Consider the following 14,565-nt stretch of genomic DNA (forward strand, 5'->3'; position numbering starts at 1 on the left):
AATCTATGACAGCACCAAGCAATACCTATGTAACGACCAGCGCAATTGGTAATAAGGAAGATCTCAGCGATATTATTTATCGCATTTCACCTACCACTACACCTTTGATGAATATGGCTGCCAAGGCCAAGGCCAGCAACACTTTACATGAATGGCAAACGCAGGATCTGGCCAGTGCAGTCACGACCAATGCACAAGCGGAGGGTGACAATGCTACGGCCAAGAGTGTGACGCCAACTGTGCGCCTGAGTAATCGTACGCAGATTGCATCAAAGACCGTGATCGTCTCTGGTACCCAGCAAGCGATGAACCCGGCAGGCCGCAAGGATGAACTGGCTTATCAGTTGTCCATGGCTTCGCTGGAATTGAAACGTGATATGGAGTCGGCCCTGTGTCAACTCGATGTTGCTGCAACTTCACCACGCCAGGCACGTGGTCTGATCGGCTGGGTGGTTGATAACGTCGATAATAATGCCGGTACTTTGGCATCATACACCGGCAATACTGGCCGTACTGTCGGTACACCACGTGCATTTACTGAAGCGCAGTTGAAGAATGTTTTGCAAAAATGCTATAGCGCAGGTGGCGAGCCTGACACTATCATGGTTGGCCCAGCACAGAAACAGACTTTCTCTACATTCAGTGGCAATGCTACACGCTTTGACAAGTCGGAAGATGCGAAACTGTATGCGGCGATTGATGTGTATGTATCCGACTTTGGTTCCTTGAAGGTGGTGCCAAATCGCTTCCAGGCAGCGCGTGATGTGTTTGTCTTGCAGGCTGATAAACTGGCACTGGCTTATTTGCGTCCATTCAGCACGATCGAACTGGCGACGACAGGCGATGCAGTGCAGCGCGAACTGGTGGTGGAATACACGCTGGAATGCAGAGCACCAAAAGCGCATGGTGCGATCTACGACGCCTTGTAATTCTTAACGTTGGAAAATGCCGTCATCGTTTTTGATGGCGGCATAAAAAAAGCTGGCGGGTGCAAGCCCCGTCTTTTTCAATTGAATTAAAACGCTGTGAAGCGCAGGGGGTTTTTATGAATGGTGGATATATCACCGTGTCGAGTCAGACCACCGGAGTGGCAATCGCCACTTCGGGTACGTCTGCATCTGCAACTATTCCAACAATGTCCAGCGGTGAATTGCCGCGTTTTATCCGTGTCGCGGCGACTGCGCCAGCTTGCGTGCGCCTTGGCAAATCATCTGCAACTGCCTTGGGCACGGATTTGCAGGTACAGCCAGGTGATGCCGTCATCCTGAGTGTGAATGGCAACGACAGGATCGCTGCAATACAAGTGTCTGCTGCAGGCGTGGTACAGGTTTCTCCGCTGGAGAATATGTAATGGCAGTCACGACCAATATCCATGTAGAAGGTGGTGATGTCACGTTTGAGCGTATCCAGGATTGCTCGGCCATTGCTGAGCATACTCAAGCTTTGCACAAGGAAGGAAGGCATGGTTCGACTGATATGCGGCATGCAGCGTCTTTTCCTATGGTGATCGTAGAGAAATATCTGAATGACAAAGGAATCAGCTTCCAGGAATTTATGGCAGAAGCCGTGCATGTAAAGAGCATGCTGGCTGATCCAGCGCTGTCTGCATTTCGTGTGTGGGGAGGCCGGATATGAGCGCCATCACTGACTATGCAAGTTTACAAACAGCGGTGAGTAGCTGGTTGCATCGTACTGATCTTACGCCGTTTATTGCTGACTTTATTGCTCTGGCTGAAGCCAGGATGTCATCGGATATTGTGGCACGACCCATGGATATACGCAGCAATCTGCTGACAGTAGCGGGTAATGCCTATGCGAACTTGCCGCTTGATATGCTGGAAATGAGAAGGCTTATTTTACGCAGTGACCCAGTGACAGTGCTGCGCTACTCTTCACCGGATCAGCTCAGTGCTGACCATGCAGATGCTGCAACTGGCAGGCCAGTAGCGTTTTCTGTCATAGGCCAGCAATTGCAACTCGCCCCCATACCGGATGCAGCTTATCAACTGGAATTGACTTATCAGCAACGTATACCAGCCTTGTCGATCATCAATACGACGAACTGGTTGCTGGCAGCTTTTCCCAACGTGTACCTGTACGCTGCCTTATGTGCAGCCCAGCCTTTCATCATGAACGATGCGCGCATTCCTACTTTTGAAAAACTGTATTTGCAAAGTGTGGATGCCATCAATTCCATAGACTGGTATTCAGGTTCAACCATGCAAGTGAGGGCTAAATAATGGCATTGGAAACTGCAAGCTATATCAATGATCTGACGGTCACGAATCCAACGGCATCTGATCCTAAATCCCAGGGCGATGACCATATACGCATGCTGAAAACGGTACTGAAGGAATGCTTCGCCGGCTTTACTGGCGCGGTGATTATTACCTCCGCAGAAACAGGTACGGCTACTGCGCATGTCTTGAATCCGGTCACTGCCTTGTTGGCTTACACAACCGGGCTGTTACTGTTGTATCGGCCAGTCAACGCGGGTACTGGTGCTTTGACAGTGAATGTGTCTGGCCTTGGTGCGAAATCGGTCAAGACTTTGCTGGGCGCAGATCCTACGTCTGGTGACCTTGTCGCCAACCAGCCATTGTTGTTGATGTATGACGGTACAAATTTCGTCATCATCGCGGGATCTGAGACTTTGCTGAAAACTGGCAATCAAACCATGACGGACAATTTGACGATGGTTGGCAATCAGCTGGTCACAGGTGATTTGGCCGTGTCTGGCAACCTGACCGGACCTGGTATGTCAGCCAAGGGTAACGTCGCTGGCCAGGCATGGACAGGCGCTCAGGATTTTACTGCTACAACAATTACCGCTGCAACCAGGGCAGCAGGTACAGCAAACAATGAAGTAGCAACTTGCGCCTTTGTTGTTGCACAGGCTTTCTCTCCTATATTGCCAGGACAAACAGGAAATGCGGGCAAGGTGTTGACGACAGATGGGAGCAATGCGAGTTGGGGAACAAACTCAGCAAGCGTGCTGTATTTATACAATAATTTTTAAGGAGCAAGTATGGCAGCAAACATTTCACCCGTTTTTCCGTTGATACCCAGGGTCTTGATATCAAACCTAATCACAACGGCCAATATTAACAAAGACGGCACGGGTACAACCACACAAATTTCTTTGCCAGCAGGACCCAATGGCGCATTTGTAGAGAGTGTTGAGGCCTTACCAACAGGTACAAATACTGCATCTGTATTAAGAATTTTCCTCAATAACGGCTCTGCTACAACGATCGCAGCCAATAATATTTTATGGGAAGAAATCAGTCTGCCGGCCACTGTGTTGAGCGAGGTCGCAAGTCAGACGAAAATCGTAATTCCAATGAATCGTGCTATTCCTGCTGGTTATACGCTATATGCCACTATCGGTACTACCGTAGCAGCTGGCTGGCGCGTGCGGGTGCATATGGGGGATTATTAATTATGTCTTCAGGTTTTCCAGGATTTCCAAGCGCGCCATTGCGGTCACCAAATTTTCAAATATTCAAAACCTCTGGAAATTTTATATTGCCACAAGCGCAAAATTTTATTATCGATGTATTTGGTGGCGGCGGTAGTGGCGGCGGAGGGTATACAGCAAGTTCTGCTTCAGGTTCAGGTGGCGGTGGAGGTGGAGCAAGAAATAGGCAGTTTTTCACCTCCTTATCACTCAGACCAGGAGCAAATATTTCAATTGTTGTTGGGGCCGGTGGAACTGCGGTGACTTCACCTGGAAACTATATATCGGGAAATGGCGGTGGGAAATCTTCAGTTGGTAGCTTAGCATTGGGATTCTTAGCTGAAGCTTTTGGTGGCGCGGGAGGGGGAGGGGGGGGCGCTGGCGGTGGTGGGATTGCCAGTGCTGGCTCTGGTAGTATTGGTGGAAATCCGACAATAGGCGGAACGGGAGTGTCTGGTGGCACAAACGCAAATGCCTCATCCGATTATGGTGGCGCGCATGGATTGTCGTCGGGGGCAATGGCACCGGGGAATGCTGTATGGGGTGGTGGTGGCGGTGGTGTGAATCAAGGAGGCGGCAGTATTTTTGGTTGTGGTGGTGGCGGTGGTTATCAAGCGAATGGCGGGGCTTCAGGCCAATATTTTCAGGGTGGTTCAGGTAACATGCCAGCTCAGAATGGCATATCTCATACGCTGCAAGGTGGAGGAGGTTGGGGTGGAAGGGGGGCGTTCAGTGCTGGTATGAATGCTGTAGATGGAGGTTTTCCTGGTGGCGGCGGTGGTGGTGTTGATGGTACAGCAGGAGCCGTTACAGGCAAAGGCGGGGACGGTCTTGTAATCATTTACTGGTGGTAAATATGAAAAGCGCAGAAATCAAAGACGGTATCGTAGTCAATATAGTGTTAGGAATGGTTACAGGATATATTCCATGCGAAGACAGTGTCTCTATTGGAGACTATTGGGATGGTCATGTATTCACTAAACCGCGGATAGAATGAGGTAAATCATGGCAGACATAAACGCAGCAGATTGGTACAAGCAATTTGGCCGTACCGGAGATCAAACGGGTGTCGATTACTGGAACAGGGAAATTGCCGCCAAGGGGGCAGAGGTGGCCCAGCGTAATTTTTACCAGGCGGCAAGCGAAAATATCATCTCTGGCCGGGGTGTCGGGAATATTCCAGAACCGGGTACCGGTAATAGCGGCGGCACCACTGCCGCTGATTTTTACACGCCATTTGGCAAAGTTGGCGATCGGGATGGGATTGATTATTGGAATAATGAGATCAAAAGTAAGGGTTTGGAATCTGCACGTACCGCTTTCCAGGTTGCTGCTGCGCAGAATATGGTTAGCGGTAAAGGTGTAGGTTCGGGCAATATTCAAAATCCGGCAACCACCGTTTCTCAGACCAAAGCATCTACTCCTGCAGAGACAGCTAATGCCGGGTTGAGACTTGACTCAACCAATGGTATGCCAACTGCAGAATATCTGGCGGCCCAGAATGCAAGAATGGCGGCGTTGGGCAATATTGGCGGGCCTTACCAGGCGGGGGATCTTGGCATGCCTGGTGCAAGTAGCCGGCCCGATTATGAGCAAAAGCTTGCTGCAATGCGCATGCAATCCGAATTGGCGACGGCGGCTGCAAATCGTCAAAAGCAAATGGCAATCAAGCCATTTGACAGCGTAGCTTCTTCTGGTACGTATTCCAGCGATTCTTTGCTTGATATGCAGAAGCGTATTGCAGAAGCGCAGGCCATGAATCCGGCGCAACAAGAATACTTGCGTCAGCAAATGTCCCAATTGACACCTCAGCAATTGCAACAACTAGGTGGGATTGATGAAGAACATCAAATGTATGCGAAAGTTTACAATAATGGTTCTTACAACACCGCGCAGCAGCAATTGATGAATATGCGTCAGGCATATGGCATGGCTGGACTGGAATCTCCTTTAAATCAGCAGCAAACACCACAGGCGCAGCAGCAACAACAAAACCCTTATATACAGCCATTCCAGCAAGAGAACTCCTATAACCAGTCCGTGAATATGGATTGGGCTAGTCCCAGGCAATCCAGGGGGCAGGATTATTGGGGGAACCAGGGAGCTTGGACAGCGCAAGGAAATCAGCAATCTCAACAAGGTCAGCAATCTCAACAAGGCCAGCAATTTCAACAAGGCCAACAATCTCAACAAGGCCAACAATCTCAACAAGGCCAACAATCTCAACAAGGCCAACAAAATCCTTATAGATATGGTGGGCAGAACAGCAATTTTCAAAATCCATTCCTGCAATATCAACAAAACCCTTATGGCATGCAGGCTCAACAAAATCAGCAGAATCCATATGGCATGCAATACCAGGGATTTCAAAACAACTTTCAGCAGCTCAGAGGCCTTTTGAATCAAGGCCAACAGCAGCCGGCAAATCAAAATCGCTATGGATTGTTAAGCGCATATGGCTCTCGTTAAAGTACAACAAGTCGGGCAGTATGGTGTCAATAAAGATTTGTCACAGCACGAACTGCCTATCAATGCCTGGACTGATGCGAGAAACATTCGCTTTCTGGATGGGTATGCCTATCAGTTCTATGGCCATGGAGAAGTGTATAACTCGCCTGCCGTGATTCCGCAATATGTGTTTGCTGTGACTATATCCGGGAATCGGTATTGGATATATCTGTCTGCCTCGAAGACCTATGCTGCGACTTATTCCGCTGGTTCCGTGATACATACCGATATCACGCATGCGACACCACGCACAGGCGTCGTGAACCAGTGGACGCATGCCTTGTTATCTGGCTTGCCTGTGATAAATACAGGTGACACCTCCAAAGTACCGATGACCTGGGACTTGAATGTGGCGAACAAGTTTATTGACCTGGTCAACTGGCCAGCCAATACCTATTGCAAGTCACTTCGAACTTATAAGAATTTTTTGGTGGCTTTGAATGCGACTGTCGCTGGAGTAAACAAACCTTTCTTGGTGAAATGGTCACATCCTGCTGACCCTGGCGCATTTCCATCCACATGGGATGCTGCAGATACCACCAAAGATGCCGGTGAGACTGATCTTGCCGAAGCCATAAGCCCTATCGTGGATGGTTTGTCATTGCGAGATTCCTTCATCATCTACACCGAAAATTCTACTCATAGAATGGATTATGTTGGTGGGCAATCAGTATTCAGGTTCTCAAAAATAATGGGCATGTCTGGCATGTTGAACCGTAACTGTGCAGTAGAGTTTGATGGCTGGCACTTTGTTGCTACAGGTTCGGACGTCATTGTGCATGATGGACAATCAGCGACATCGGTATTGGATAAACAGACACGCAGATCATTCTTTCAAAATATTGATGTGGCAAACCGGGGCTTGGTATTTTGTTTTAAGAACCCCTTCCTGAATGAAATTTATCTGGCTTATCCATCCATAGGTGCAACGGCATGTGATAAGGCCATGGTATATAACTTCGTCGATAAAACAGTTTCATTCCGTGATTTACCGGGTATTAACCATGCTAGTTATGGTTCAGTGTCAACTGATCTGGGAGGGGCCTGGTCGCAAGACTCTGATTCATGGGATTCTGATTTGACCTGCTGGAATGGGCCGGATTATACCCCGGATTCTGCCCGCGTCCTGATGGCATCCAGTGATATGAAGCTGTATATGCTGGATGCCTCTGCAAGTTTCAATGGCAGTATACCAGCAGCCTTTCTTGAACGTCGCGGGCTATCGTTTGATACGCCGGAAAGCATCAAATGCATCAAAGGCATCAGAGCCAGGATATCCGGCAATACTGGGCAAACCGTGATCATCAGTGTAGGTTCTGCGACCTCGCCGTATGCAGATCCGACCTACACGGATGTGGTGTACACAATAGGCTCAAGCGTGGCAAGCGATCTATTTGTTTCGGGACGATATATTGCAGTGAAATTTTCTACTGGCACTTCATTTCAATGGCGACTTGACTCCTTCGATTTTGATGTGGAAACGGTGGGAGCATGGTGAAAGCAGCTAATCTTGGAAATGCTAATTATGCTCCCGGAGCATTACCAACAGACGCTGCTGAATTGCAGCGTTTTTTTATGTCTGAACTGCAAAAAATATCGACTGCTATTGGTTTGATAGGCTTGGGGCATCTTGAAAAAACAATGGCTGCTCCGACCAAGCCCAGGGACGGCGATATTCGCTATGCAGATGGCGTATTGTGGAATCCGGGGGCTGGAGTTGGGATTTATTACTATAAGGGCGGAACATCAACCTGGGTATTTTTAGGATAAAAAATGAGTAATTTACTTGGAAGTAAGCAAGCGCCAGCAGGCATTGGCTTGTTAAGCCAAAGGCAAAAAAATGCTATGCACGACAGCATTCCGCCGCATGTGATGCGAGTAATAAAGCAGATGAAAAATGCGTCAGATGAAGAAAAGGCGATTTTTTTCAAAAAAATATCGCAAGCAATTCAAAATGCACCAGACAAAACACCGGAAGATAAACAAGCAGTAATGAAAAAATTTATGAGGGCTATGTCAGTATGAACATGGATATCGATCTTCTTATAAAACACCATTTTTCTGCAGGGCTATATGCTAAGGAAATGCATCTTCCAGCGGGCCACTTTGCAGTGACACATAAACATAAATACGACCATATAAGCATGCTTTATCGTGGCATAGCAATAGTTAAGGTTGGCGACGTAGAAACAGAGTATGTCGCTCCTGCCTTCATCTTGATCAAGGAAGGACAGGAGCATGAAGTGCTGGCTGTCGATGAAATTACCTGGTTTTGCGTACATGAGACTGATGAAGTTGATGTTGAAAAAATTGATAAGGTAGTCATTGCCTCATGAGTAAGAATTTTATAAAAATCGCCGAAAGAATAAACATATTGCCATTGCAAATGTCACTTATTCGCCAGCCTGAATTGTTTGGTAAACGCACATTCAGATCCGATTCATATGCTTCACCTCATCTACAAATGACTGATATATGGGTACGTTACAATGCCTATGACAATTTGCAGAAAGATCAGGATAAATTCAACGATGTGCATGACTCTGTTTGGTATCCTGAAGCATCGGCAATACCTCAAATCAGACCAATTGTAAATTGGCTGATGTCTCATGTTGAAGGTGAACGTCTGGGTGGCATTCTGATTACTAAAATTCCACCTGGTGGTCGTATAGAGTCTCATGTAGATTCAGGTTGGCATGCAGAATATTATGAAAAATATTACATTCCAATACAGAATGATGAAGGCGCAATATTTGGTTTTGAGGACGGTGTCATTGAGCCTTCGCTAGGTGAAGTGTATTGGTTCAGTAATCGCCGACCTCATTGGGTAATCAACAATTCAAAACGCGATCGAATTGCTTTGATCATATGCATAAGGTCGCATAAGGAGAATATATGCCTTGGTCAGTAGTAGCTGCGGTAGGTGGTGCTTTTGTAAGTGGGATTATGAACGATAGAAATAGCTCATCTCAGCAACAGACACAAACTCAACAACAACAACTCGATCCGCGCATTGCCGCCATGCTGTTTGGATCTGGGGAAAAAACTTTAAAAGCGGGTGCCAAACCAACTGGCATGGATGAAAACGGCAATCCAACCTATGCTGAGTCTGACTATAATCAACCGACTCAAGGCTTGTTGTCACGCTACCAGGGTTTGCTTGATAAACCTCAAAATCTTGGCCTGCAGTTATCTGGTACTGCTGCCGATAACTACGTCGGTGCGAATAGCGCATATGATTTCGGGCAGCAACGTATGGCGTCGCTGGGATTGATGAATGATCCATTTTCAGCACCGCAGATGAATGCCGCCCAGGGCTACGCTGCACAGGGTATCTTTACCAATCCAATGATGGCGGCGCAAGGCTATGCGCCAAATGGCTACAATGCCGAACAGGCGCGTGTCTTTACGGCAGCACCTGCGGCACAGATCAATGCACCAAGTCAAAATGATTTGAACTTGAATCCTGCTCTGGGTAATATCATTAATGGCGATCTGGGAAATAACCCCTACCTCGCTGGCGCAATTCAAAAAGGCTTGAATCAAAGTTCAGCAAACTTCCAGAATCTCAAGGATGACATGCTGACCAGTTTCAAGCAAGATTTGCTGCCGTCCATTCGAGGCGACGCCATCGTTAATGGCCAATATGGCGGCTCAAGACAGGGCCTGGCGGAAGGCAAGGCAGCTGATTCGCTGACACGTAATTTGACGCGAGCTTTATCGCAAGTCGGACAAAATCAGACGGATGCCGCGGTACAGGCACAATCCCAGCAATATGCGCAAGACCGCCAAAACCAATTATCCGCAGCCATGGGGCTATCAGGTCAGCAATATGGAGTATCCGGCGCGAATGCTGCCGCTACAAACCAAGTCAATCTTGCCAATGCTGGCATGATTAATCAGGGTAATCAATTCAATGCCAACTCAACAAATCAAGCACAACAGCAAGCTTACCAAGGTCAATTGAGCACCTTGATGCAGAACTCGCAATTCCAGCAGCAGGCAAATTCGACAAACTACCAAGGAAATCAGCAGATGAATTTGCAAAATCTGGGAAATCGCCAACAAATTAACATGCAAAACCTGGCGAACCAGCAACAGGCCAATCAATACAACACTGGCATGCAATTCAACACGCATCAATTGAATAGTCAGAACAGGGCAACGGGTGCGGGGCTGCTTGGTAGTGTGCAAAATAATGCCTATAACCAGGCGCAAAATGCTAACGATTATTTGATAAATCAGGCTGGCAAAATCAATGCTCTATTGGCTCCCTATATAGGTGCCAATAGTAGTTCTGTATCTAGCGCACCTCTTTATCAGAATCAAGGGGCAAATATTCTTGGTGGGGCTTTGGCTGGGGCGCAATTATTCAAGCAATTTAACAGTGACTTAGGAAGTAATGGATATGGGAAATTCTTAAGCAACAATGCAGATTTAATGAATAATCAAGGTCTTAGCCCGGCTGATTTGACTAGCATTTATTAATAAGGGTTTGATATGGGCTTACTAGACATGTTTTCAGGTGGTAACGATGATCCGCAATCTCAAGCGCAAATAGCTGCAGCTATGACCCTGTTGCAAGCTGGAGGCCCATCTCGTATACCAGTCTCATTAGGACAGGCTGTGGGAGGGGCAATGCAAAGCTATCAGCAAACTTTGCAGAATGCAAAAGACCGACAACTGCAACAAAATATATTGCGAAGAAGAATGGCTTTTGAAAATGGAAAAATACCCATGTCGGCGATGCGTGATTCAATCTCACAGTTGACAAATCAGCCAACGTCAGGGCTTACATCACCAAACAATCTTGATCCGTGGCGACGAGCCTTGCAAGGAGATCCTACTAAGCCATTTCTTAGTGGCCGAGGATATTTCACAGATTTGCAATACTCTGTCAGTGATCCTGGCGAGATAGGAACATCAGATAACGCTGATTCACCTTTGTTTCTTCGTTGAAGTTAATAATACCAAATTCCATTCTATGCGTTGCATGAAATGGAATTTCATAGAAAAAATAATCCAACCCTGTTCGCGCCGTATTCTCGCGCAACTGTGATATCTAAAAATTTAACCCGCTTCGGCGGGTTTTTTACTTTTGATGGGCTCCACATGCATCGTCAATCCTGGTATAAAAATTCGATTAAAAATTGAATGAAATTCAGCTCTCATTGACCTGAATTTATCTGTATGTCGCATCGGCCATTTATTAATCGCCATTTACACCTTATCTCCAAATCAACAAAAAATCAGCATCAAATTTGTACAGTAAATCGCGTAAAGGAATCCTTACATGAAAATACCTGATCACGCCGAAACTGCCGCCAGCCAGGTGGCAGAGGCGATCACCAACAACCCGAAAACTGCACTGGCCGTGCCAGCAATTACCACTGCAATCGCGCCCCTGACGTCGATTGCCGAAATACAAGGCTATCTGTCAATAGCTTCGATGGTCATTGGTATCGCCATTTCACTCATCCTATTGCGCCAGCGCTGGGTCAGCCTGAAAACCGCAGAAATAGAAAGACAAGAAGCAGAACAACGATGGAAGGAACATCACCATGAATAATTTTGACCTTTGCATTAGTCCCATACTGAAAAATGAAGGTGGCACCAGTAATCATCCCTTGGACGCCGGCAAACTCACGCGGTTTGGTATCAGTCAACGAAGTTACCCCAAGCTCGATATTGCAGCACTTACGGCAGAGCAAGCCAAGGCACTCTACAAACGCGATTTTTGGGATGCCAATCAGCTGGACCAATTACCGTTAGCTGTTGCCTTCGAATTTTTTGACTGTGCAATTAATTGCGGCGCAGGTACGGCAGCAAGATTACTACAGCGTGCTCTTGGCGTAGCTGAAGACGGCGTCGTTGGACCTATCACCCTGGCAACTGTTGGAAAAATCAATGCCGACAAACTAGCCAGGCGCATGCTGGCTCACCGCATACAGTTCTATACCAAATTATCCAACTGGCCGACTTTCGGTGCAGGTTGGGTCAATCGCCTGGCAAACAATGTTTTATGGGAGACAGATCATGTTTGAAAAAATCAACGCCATCATCAATCTTTTTCGCAAAGGCAACGAGGTTAGCAATGTCGAACTCTGGAAAAACGGCGGTATTTCCGTTGCTGCCCTGGCTGCTGCGCTGGGCGCGCTGGCGCAATGTGGCGATGCTTTCGGTATCTCTATTGCCATCACGCCAGAGCAACTCAATGGTCTGGCTGTTGGCATTGTCACCCTTGTTGGCGTCGTGCTCCCCATTATTACTTCTAAGCGAACCGGGCTATTGCCAGCAAAAATCAGCCAGCATGCTCCAATCGAAGATCATAGCTTCAGCGGCAGCATGCCAGCAATACCGGCAGTTGTGGCAACAAGCGAAGTGCAGCACCAGCTTCAACCCTCAATCACAGATAGCGACAACCCCTTTGCCGGGCTCGACACCACATTCCGTGGCTGACATGGCCCGCGACTACCTCAAGTCCATCAACGGCGTCACCATCACCCATCAATGCCAAATCTAAAGGACAGCACCATGCTGCAAATAGCGACCACCCTCTTGCAAATCATCGCCTTTCTGGCTGAGCACAAAGATCAGATCAAAAAACTGATATTGGATATAGAAGGTCTGATACCCACTACACCTGGAAGCAGTAAAGCCTTGATTGTTCGTAATTTTATTGCTACCAGCTTGAATGTCGAAACTCAAATTGAACAGGCATGGCCCTTCGTTAGCGGTTTGTTTAATGATCTGGTTGCAGCGACTAAACGAGCTGCTTAATAGAGCACTTACAACGCACTGAAAGGAGCTTATCTGTTTTGGATAAGCTCTTTTTCAATGCCCGCGTTACTGAATCTTGCCGATAACGATGCAGACGTTTTGGTAAAAACGCAGTGAGATTCAATTTTTTAAGGAAAAATAATGGCAAATCTTCAAAGAATTTATGGTAACGACGGGCTTCCATATCTCATTGATACATCTGGTGATGGATTTAATGTCGACCACTTGCCATGGAGTACTGTTGGCGATGATCTTGAGCTTGGCTCAGAACCACTGTCGTTTGCTGCCAACGCTGATACGAAAGATGTTTATAAGCAGGGCATGACCAGCTTCGGAGATATGCAGGCGAGACGCCCGTTATCCATTGATGCGGTAGAAGCTTCTGGTGATTTGTCGAAATTAACTTTTTTGAGCCCAGAAAAAACAAATTATCAAGATATTGACCAGCGTGAATCTTACGGGAAGGACGCTGGTGATGAGATAAAAGCACAGTTTAAGAAGGAGTTTGGGTATACACCAAGCTCCGGTGAATTGAATCAATATGCCAACTTGGGCAGCAAGCGTAGTCCGCTTCGATCTGTATTAGTCGTTCCTCAAAAAACTGAAAGTAGAAATACAAAGCGAATAAGTGACAACTTCCTTGATAACATTAAAAATGGCAATTTGAATGTTGATTCAATTCCTTTTTATTCTCTCGCACAAAATGCTCTAGGTAATGGAAAAAATAATTTTTCATCTGGAATAGATTTCAGTACATCAAAATCAAATGAAACAATACCTGGGGGCTTACTTGCGATCAGGAGTACGCCCTCAATTCAGCAAAATACGACGCAGCTTGGCAATGAGAGTGCAAGTTTACCTGCAACTGTAAATGTTTATTCCAGCGATGCTTTCGGGATACCTGGATTAAATCATGCATACGTGGGCAGCCCTGAAACGGGACAACAAAAAGGTCGAGACGGTCTTTTTGGCATCACGAAAGGGCCTGGAGGATATGGCTTTAAAAATCCTTATCATAGTGTTACTATTCCCGATGGAATGACTGCCCGTGAATTTATGAATCGTATCCAAAATTACCCAGGTTGGAATGGAGGATTGTGGTTCCCTTGGGTGAATGACTGTCACAATGACCTGGAAGACGCTTTTAAATATGCTGGGGCTCCGTATCCTGGGGCGCCAAACGGACGTCTCGATATAGATGACGATGCTACCGAGACTGTCAAAAGAGTTATAAATGAAGCACGGCAATGGGTTGATACTCAGACTAACGGAGGTAAACGTCGATGAAATTGGTTCTCTTACGTAAATGTGTATTGATTGCTTTGATTTTTTTAATCACCTCATGCAGAGGCACTCACTATGTTGGACAGCATTTTTATTTCCCAGCTGGTTCAAAATCTGACGGTGATGATTGGATCTACCACAGCTATGTTCACATGTCTCTGGTTGATCAATGGTTCGATCTGAATGAAAAATATGTAAAAATTTTCGTTTCAAATAGAGATGGAAAAGAATTCAAGTTAGATCAATTTACTTTATTGTCTCGTGGGCTGAGCGTCAAAGCCATATGGGAAAAGGAAGATCTGTTGGTCATCACTTTTACTGAAGATGAGGGGCCACCTATCATTGATGGAAAACCCGATTTTAAGCAGCCATCAAAACTTGGGAAAGTAATCAAAAAAATTACATATAATCCAGCGGCAATATTGCAATTGAATGCAAAATCCTGAACATACAAAAAGCATTGCCATCAGCCGAAATGAGAAAACGAAAATTGAACAAGCCTGGCGCCTGTTCAATGACCTCGTTGCTGCAAC

General features: G+C 46.6%; 21 protein-coding genes. All 21 read left to right on the forward strand.

Annotated elements, in window-relative coordinates; translation table 11 throughout:
* The first annotated feature begins 5 nt into the window (after nt 1–5).
* The 21 genes from ACO0LF_RS19235 (at nt 6) to ACO0LF_RS19335 (ending at nt 14,478) form a co-directional block, all read left to right on the forward strand.
* Entirely contained in the window at nt 6–929 is a 924-nt protein-coding gene (locus ACO0LF_RS19235) for a DUF5309 domain-containing protein (RefSeq protein WP_423016887.1), read from the forward strand.
* A 116-nt stretch (nt 930–1,045) separates the two neighbouring features.
* Nucleotides 1,046–1,351, forward strand: a complete 306-nt coding sequence (locus tag ACO0LF_RS19240) for a hypothetical protein (protein WP_423016889.1) — start codon at nt 1,046–1,048, stop codon at nt 1,349–1,351.
* Entirely contained in the window at nt 1,351–1,635 is a 285-nt protein-coding gene (locus ACO0LF_RS19245; RefSeq protein ID WP_423016890.1) for a hypothetical protein, read from the forward strand. The genes ACO0LF_RS19240 and ACO0LF_RS19245 overlap by 1 nt, the downstream gene beginning before the upstream one ends.
* A complete protein-coding gene (locus ACO0LF_RS19250) occupies nt 1,632–2,240 on the forward strand; it encodes a phage adaptor protein (RefSeq protein ID WP_423016892.1) in 609 nt (202 codons plus the stop codon). Before ACO0LF_RS19245 ends, ACO0LF_RS19250 begins: the two co-directional genes overlap by 4 nt.
* Nucleotides 2,240–3,019, forward strand: coding sequence for a hypothetical protein (locus ACO0LF_RS19255; protein WP_423016894.1), 780 nt, complete (start codon nt 2,240–2,242; stop codon nt 3,017–3,019). Before ACO0LF_RS19250 ends, ACO0LF_RS19255 begins: the two co-directional genes overlap by 1 nt.
* A gap of 9 nt (nt 3,020–3,028) precedes the next feature.
* Nucleotides 3,029–3,442 (forward strand): hypothetical protein, encoded by a 414-nt coding sequence (locus tag ACO0LF_RS19260; protein ID WP_423016896.1) that lies wholly within the window; start codon nt 3,029–3,031, stop codon nt 3,440–3,442.
* A gap of 344 nt (nt 3,443–3,786) precedes the next feature.
* Nucleotides 3,787–4,314, forward strand: a complete 528-nt coding sequence (locus ACO0LF_RS19265) for a hypothetical protein (protein WP_423016898.1) — start codon at nt 3,787–3,789, stop codon at nt 4,312–4,314.
* A gap of 151 nt (nt 4,315–4,465) precedes the next feature.
* On the forward strand, nt 4,466–5,929 hold the full coding sequence (locus ACO0LF_RS19270) for a hypothetical protein (RefSeq protein WP_423016900.1): 1,464 nt from the start codon (nt 4,466–4,468) through the stop codon (nt 5,927–5,929).
* Entirely contained in the window at nt 5,916–7,466 is a 1,551-nt protein-coding gene (locus ACO0LF_RS19275) for a hypothetical protein (RefSeq protein WP_423016902.1), read from the forward strand. Before ACO0LF_RS19270 ends, ACO0LF_RS19275 begins: the two co-directional genes overlap by 14 nt.
* Nucleotides 7,460–7,738 carry a hypothetical protein gene (locus tag ACO0LF_RS19280; protein ID WP_423016904.1) on the forward strand — a complete coding sequence of 93 codons (279 nt, stop codon included), beginning with the start codon at nt 7,460–7,462 and terminating at the stop codon, nt 7,736–7,738. The genes ACO0LF_RS19275 and ACO0LF_RS19280 overlap by 7 nt, the downstream gene beginning before the upstream one ends.
* 3 nt (nt 7,739–7,741) lie before the next feature.
* Nucleotides 7,742–7,993 (forward strand): hypothetical protein, encoded by a 252-nt coding sequence (locus ACO0LF_RS19285; RefSeq protein WP_423016906.1) that lies wholly within the window; start codon nt 7,742–7,744, stop codon nt 7,991–7,993.
* Nucleotides 7,990–8,304, forward strand: a complete 315-nt coding sequence (locus tag ACO0LF_RS19290) for a hypothetical protein (RefSeq protein WP_423016907.1) — start codon at nt 7,990–7,992, stop codon at nt 8,302–8,304. Before ACO0LF_RS19285 ends, ACO0LF_RS19290 begins: the two co-directional genes overlap by 4 nt.
* Nucleotides 8,301–8,879, forward strand: coding sequence for an aspartyl/asparaginyl beta-hydroxylase domain-containing protein (locus ACO0LF_RS19295; RefSeq protein WP_423016909.1), 579 nt, complete (start codon nt 8,301–8,303; stop codon nt 8,877–8,879). Before ACO0LF_RS19290 ends, ACO0LF_RS19295 begins: the two co-directional genes overlap by 4 nt.
* Entirely contained in the window at nt 8,864–10,456 is a 1,593-nt protein-coding gene (locus ACO0LF_RS19300) for a hypothetical protein (protein ID WP_423016911.1), read from the forward strand. Before ACO0LF_RS19295 ends, ACO0LF_RS19300 begins: the two co-directional genes overlap by 16 nt.
* 12 nt (nt 10,457–10,468) lie before the next feature.
* Nucleotides 10,469–10,927, forward strand: a complete 459-nt coding sequence (locus ACO0LF_RS19305) for a hypothetical protein (RefSeq protein WP_423016913.1) — start codon at nt 10,469–10,471, stop codon at nt 10,925–10,927.
* A 334-nt stretch (nt 10,928–11,261) separates the two neighbouring features.
* Nucleotides 11,262–11,537 carry a hypothetical protein gene (locus ACO0LF_RS19310; protein WP_423016915.1) on the forward strand — a complete coding sequence of 92 codons (276 nt, stop codon included), beginning with the start codon at nt 11,262–11,264 and terminating at the stop codon, nt 11,535–11,537.
* On the forward strand, nt 11,530–12,012 hold the full coding sequence (locus ACO0LF_RS19315; protein ID WP_423016917.1) for a glycoside hydrolase family 108 protein: 483 nt from the start codon (nt 11,530–11,532) through the stop codon (nt 12,010–12,012). Before ACO0LF_RS19310 ends, ACO0LF_RS19315 begins: the two co-directional genes overlap by 8 nt.
* Nucleotides 12,005–12,427 (forward strand): hypothetical protein, encoded by a 423-nt coding sequence (locus tag ACO0LF_RS19320; RefSeq protein WP_423016919.1) that lies wholly within the window; start codon nt 12,005–12,007, stop codon nt 12,425–12,427. Before ACO0LF_RS19315 ends, ACO0LF_RS19320 begins: the two co-directional genes overlap by 8 nt.
* A gap of 75 nt (nt 12,428–12,502) precedes the next feature.
* Nucleotides 12,503–12,748, forward strand: coding sequence for a hypothetical protein (locus ACO0LF_RS19325; RefSeq protein WP_423016921.1), 246 nt, complete (start codon nt 12,503–12,505; stop codon nt 12,746–12,748).
* Between the two features lie 141 nt (nt 12,749–12,889).
* Nucleotides 12,890–14,035, forward strand: coding sequence for a hypothetical protein (locus ACO0LF_RS19330; RefSeq protein WP_423016923.1), 1,146 nt, complete (start codon nt 12,890–12,892; stop codon nt 14,033–14,035).
* Nucleotides 14,032–14,478, forward strand: a complete 447-nt coding sequence (locus ACO0LF_RS19335; protein WP_423016925.1) for a hypothetical protein — start codon at nt 14,032–14,034, stop codon at nt 14,476–14,478. Before ACO0LF_RS19330 ends, ACO0LF_RS19335 begins: the two co-directional genes overlap by 4 nt.
* Nucleotides 14,479–14,565 lie beyond the last annotated feature (87 nt).

The organism is Undibacterium sp. Di27W, assembly GCF_049340345.1.
In the GTDB taxonomy this organism is placed as follows: Bacteria; Pseudomonadota; Gammaproteobacteria; order Burkholderiales; family Burkholderiaceae_D; genus Undibacterium.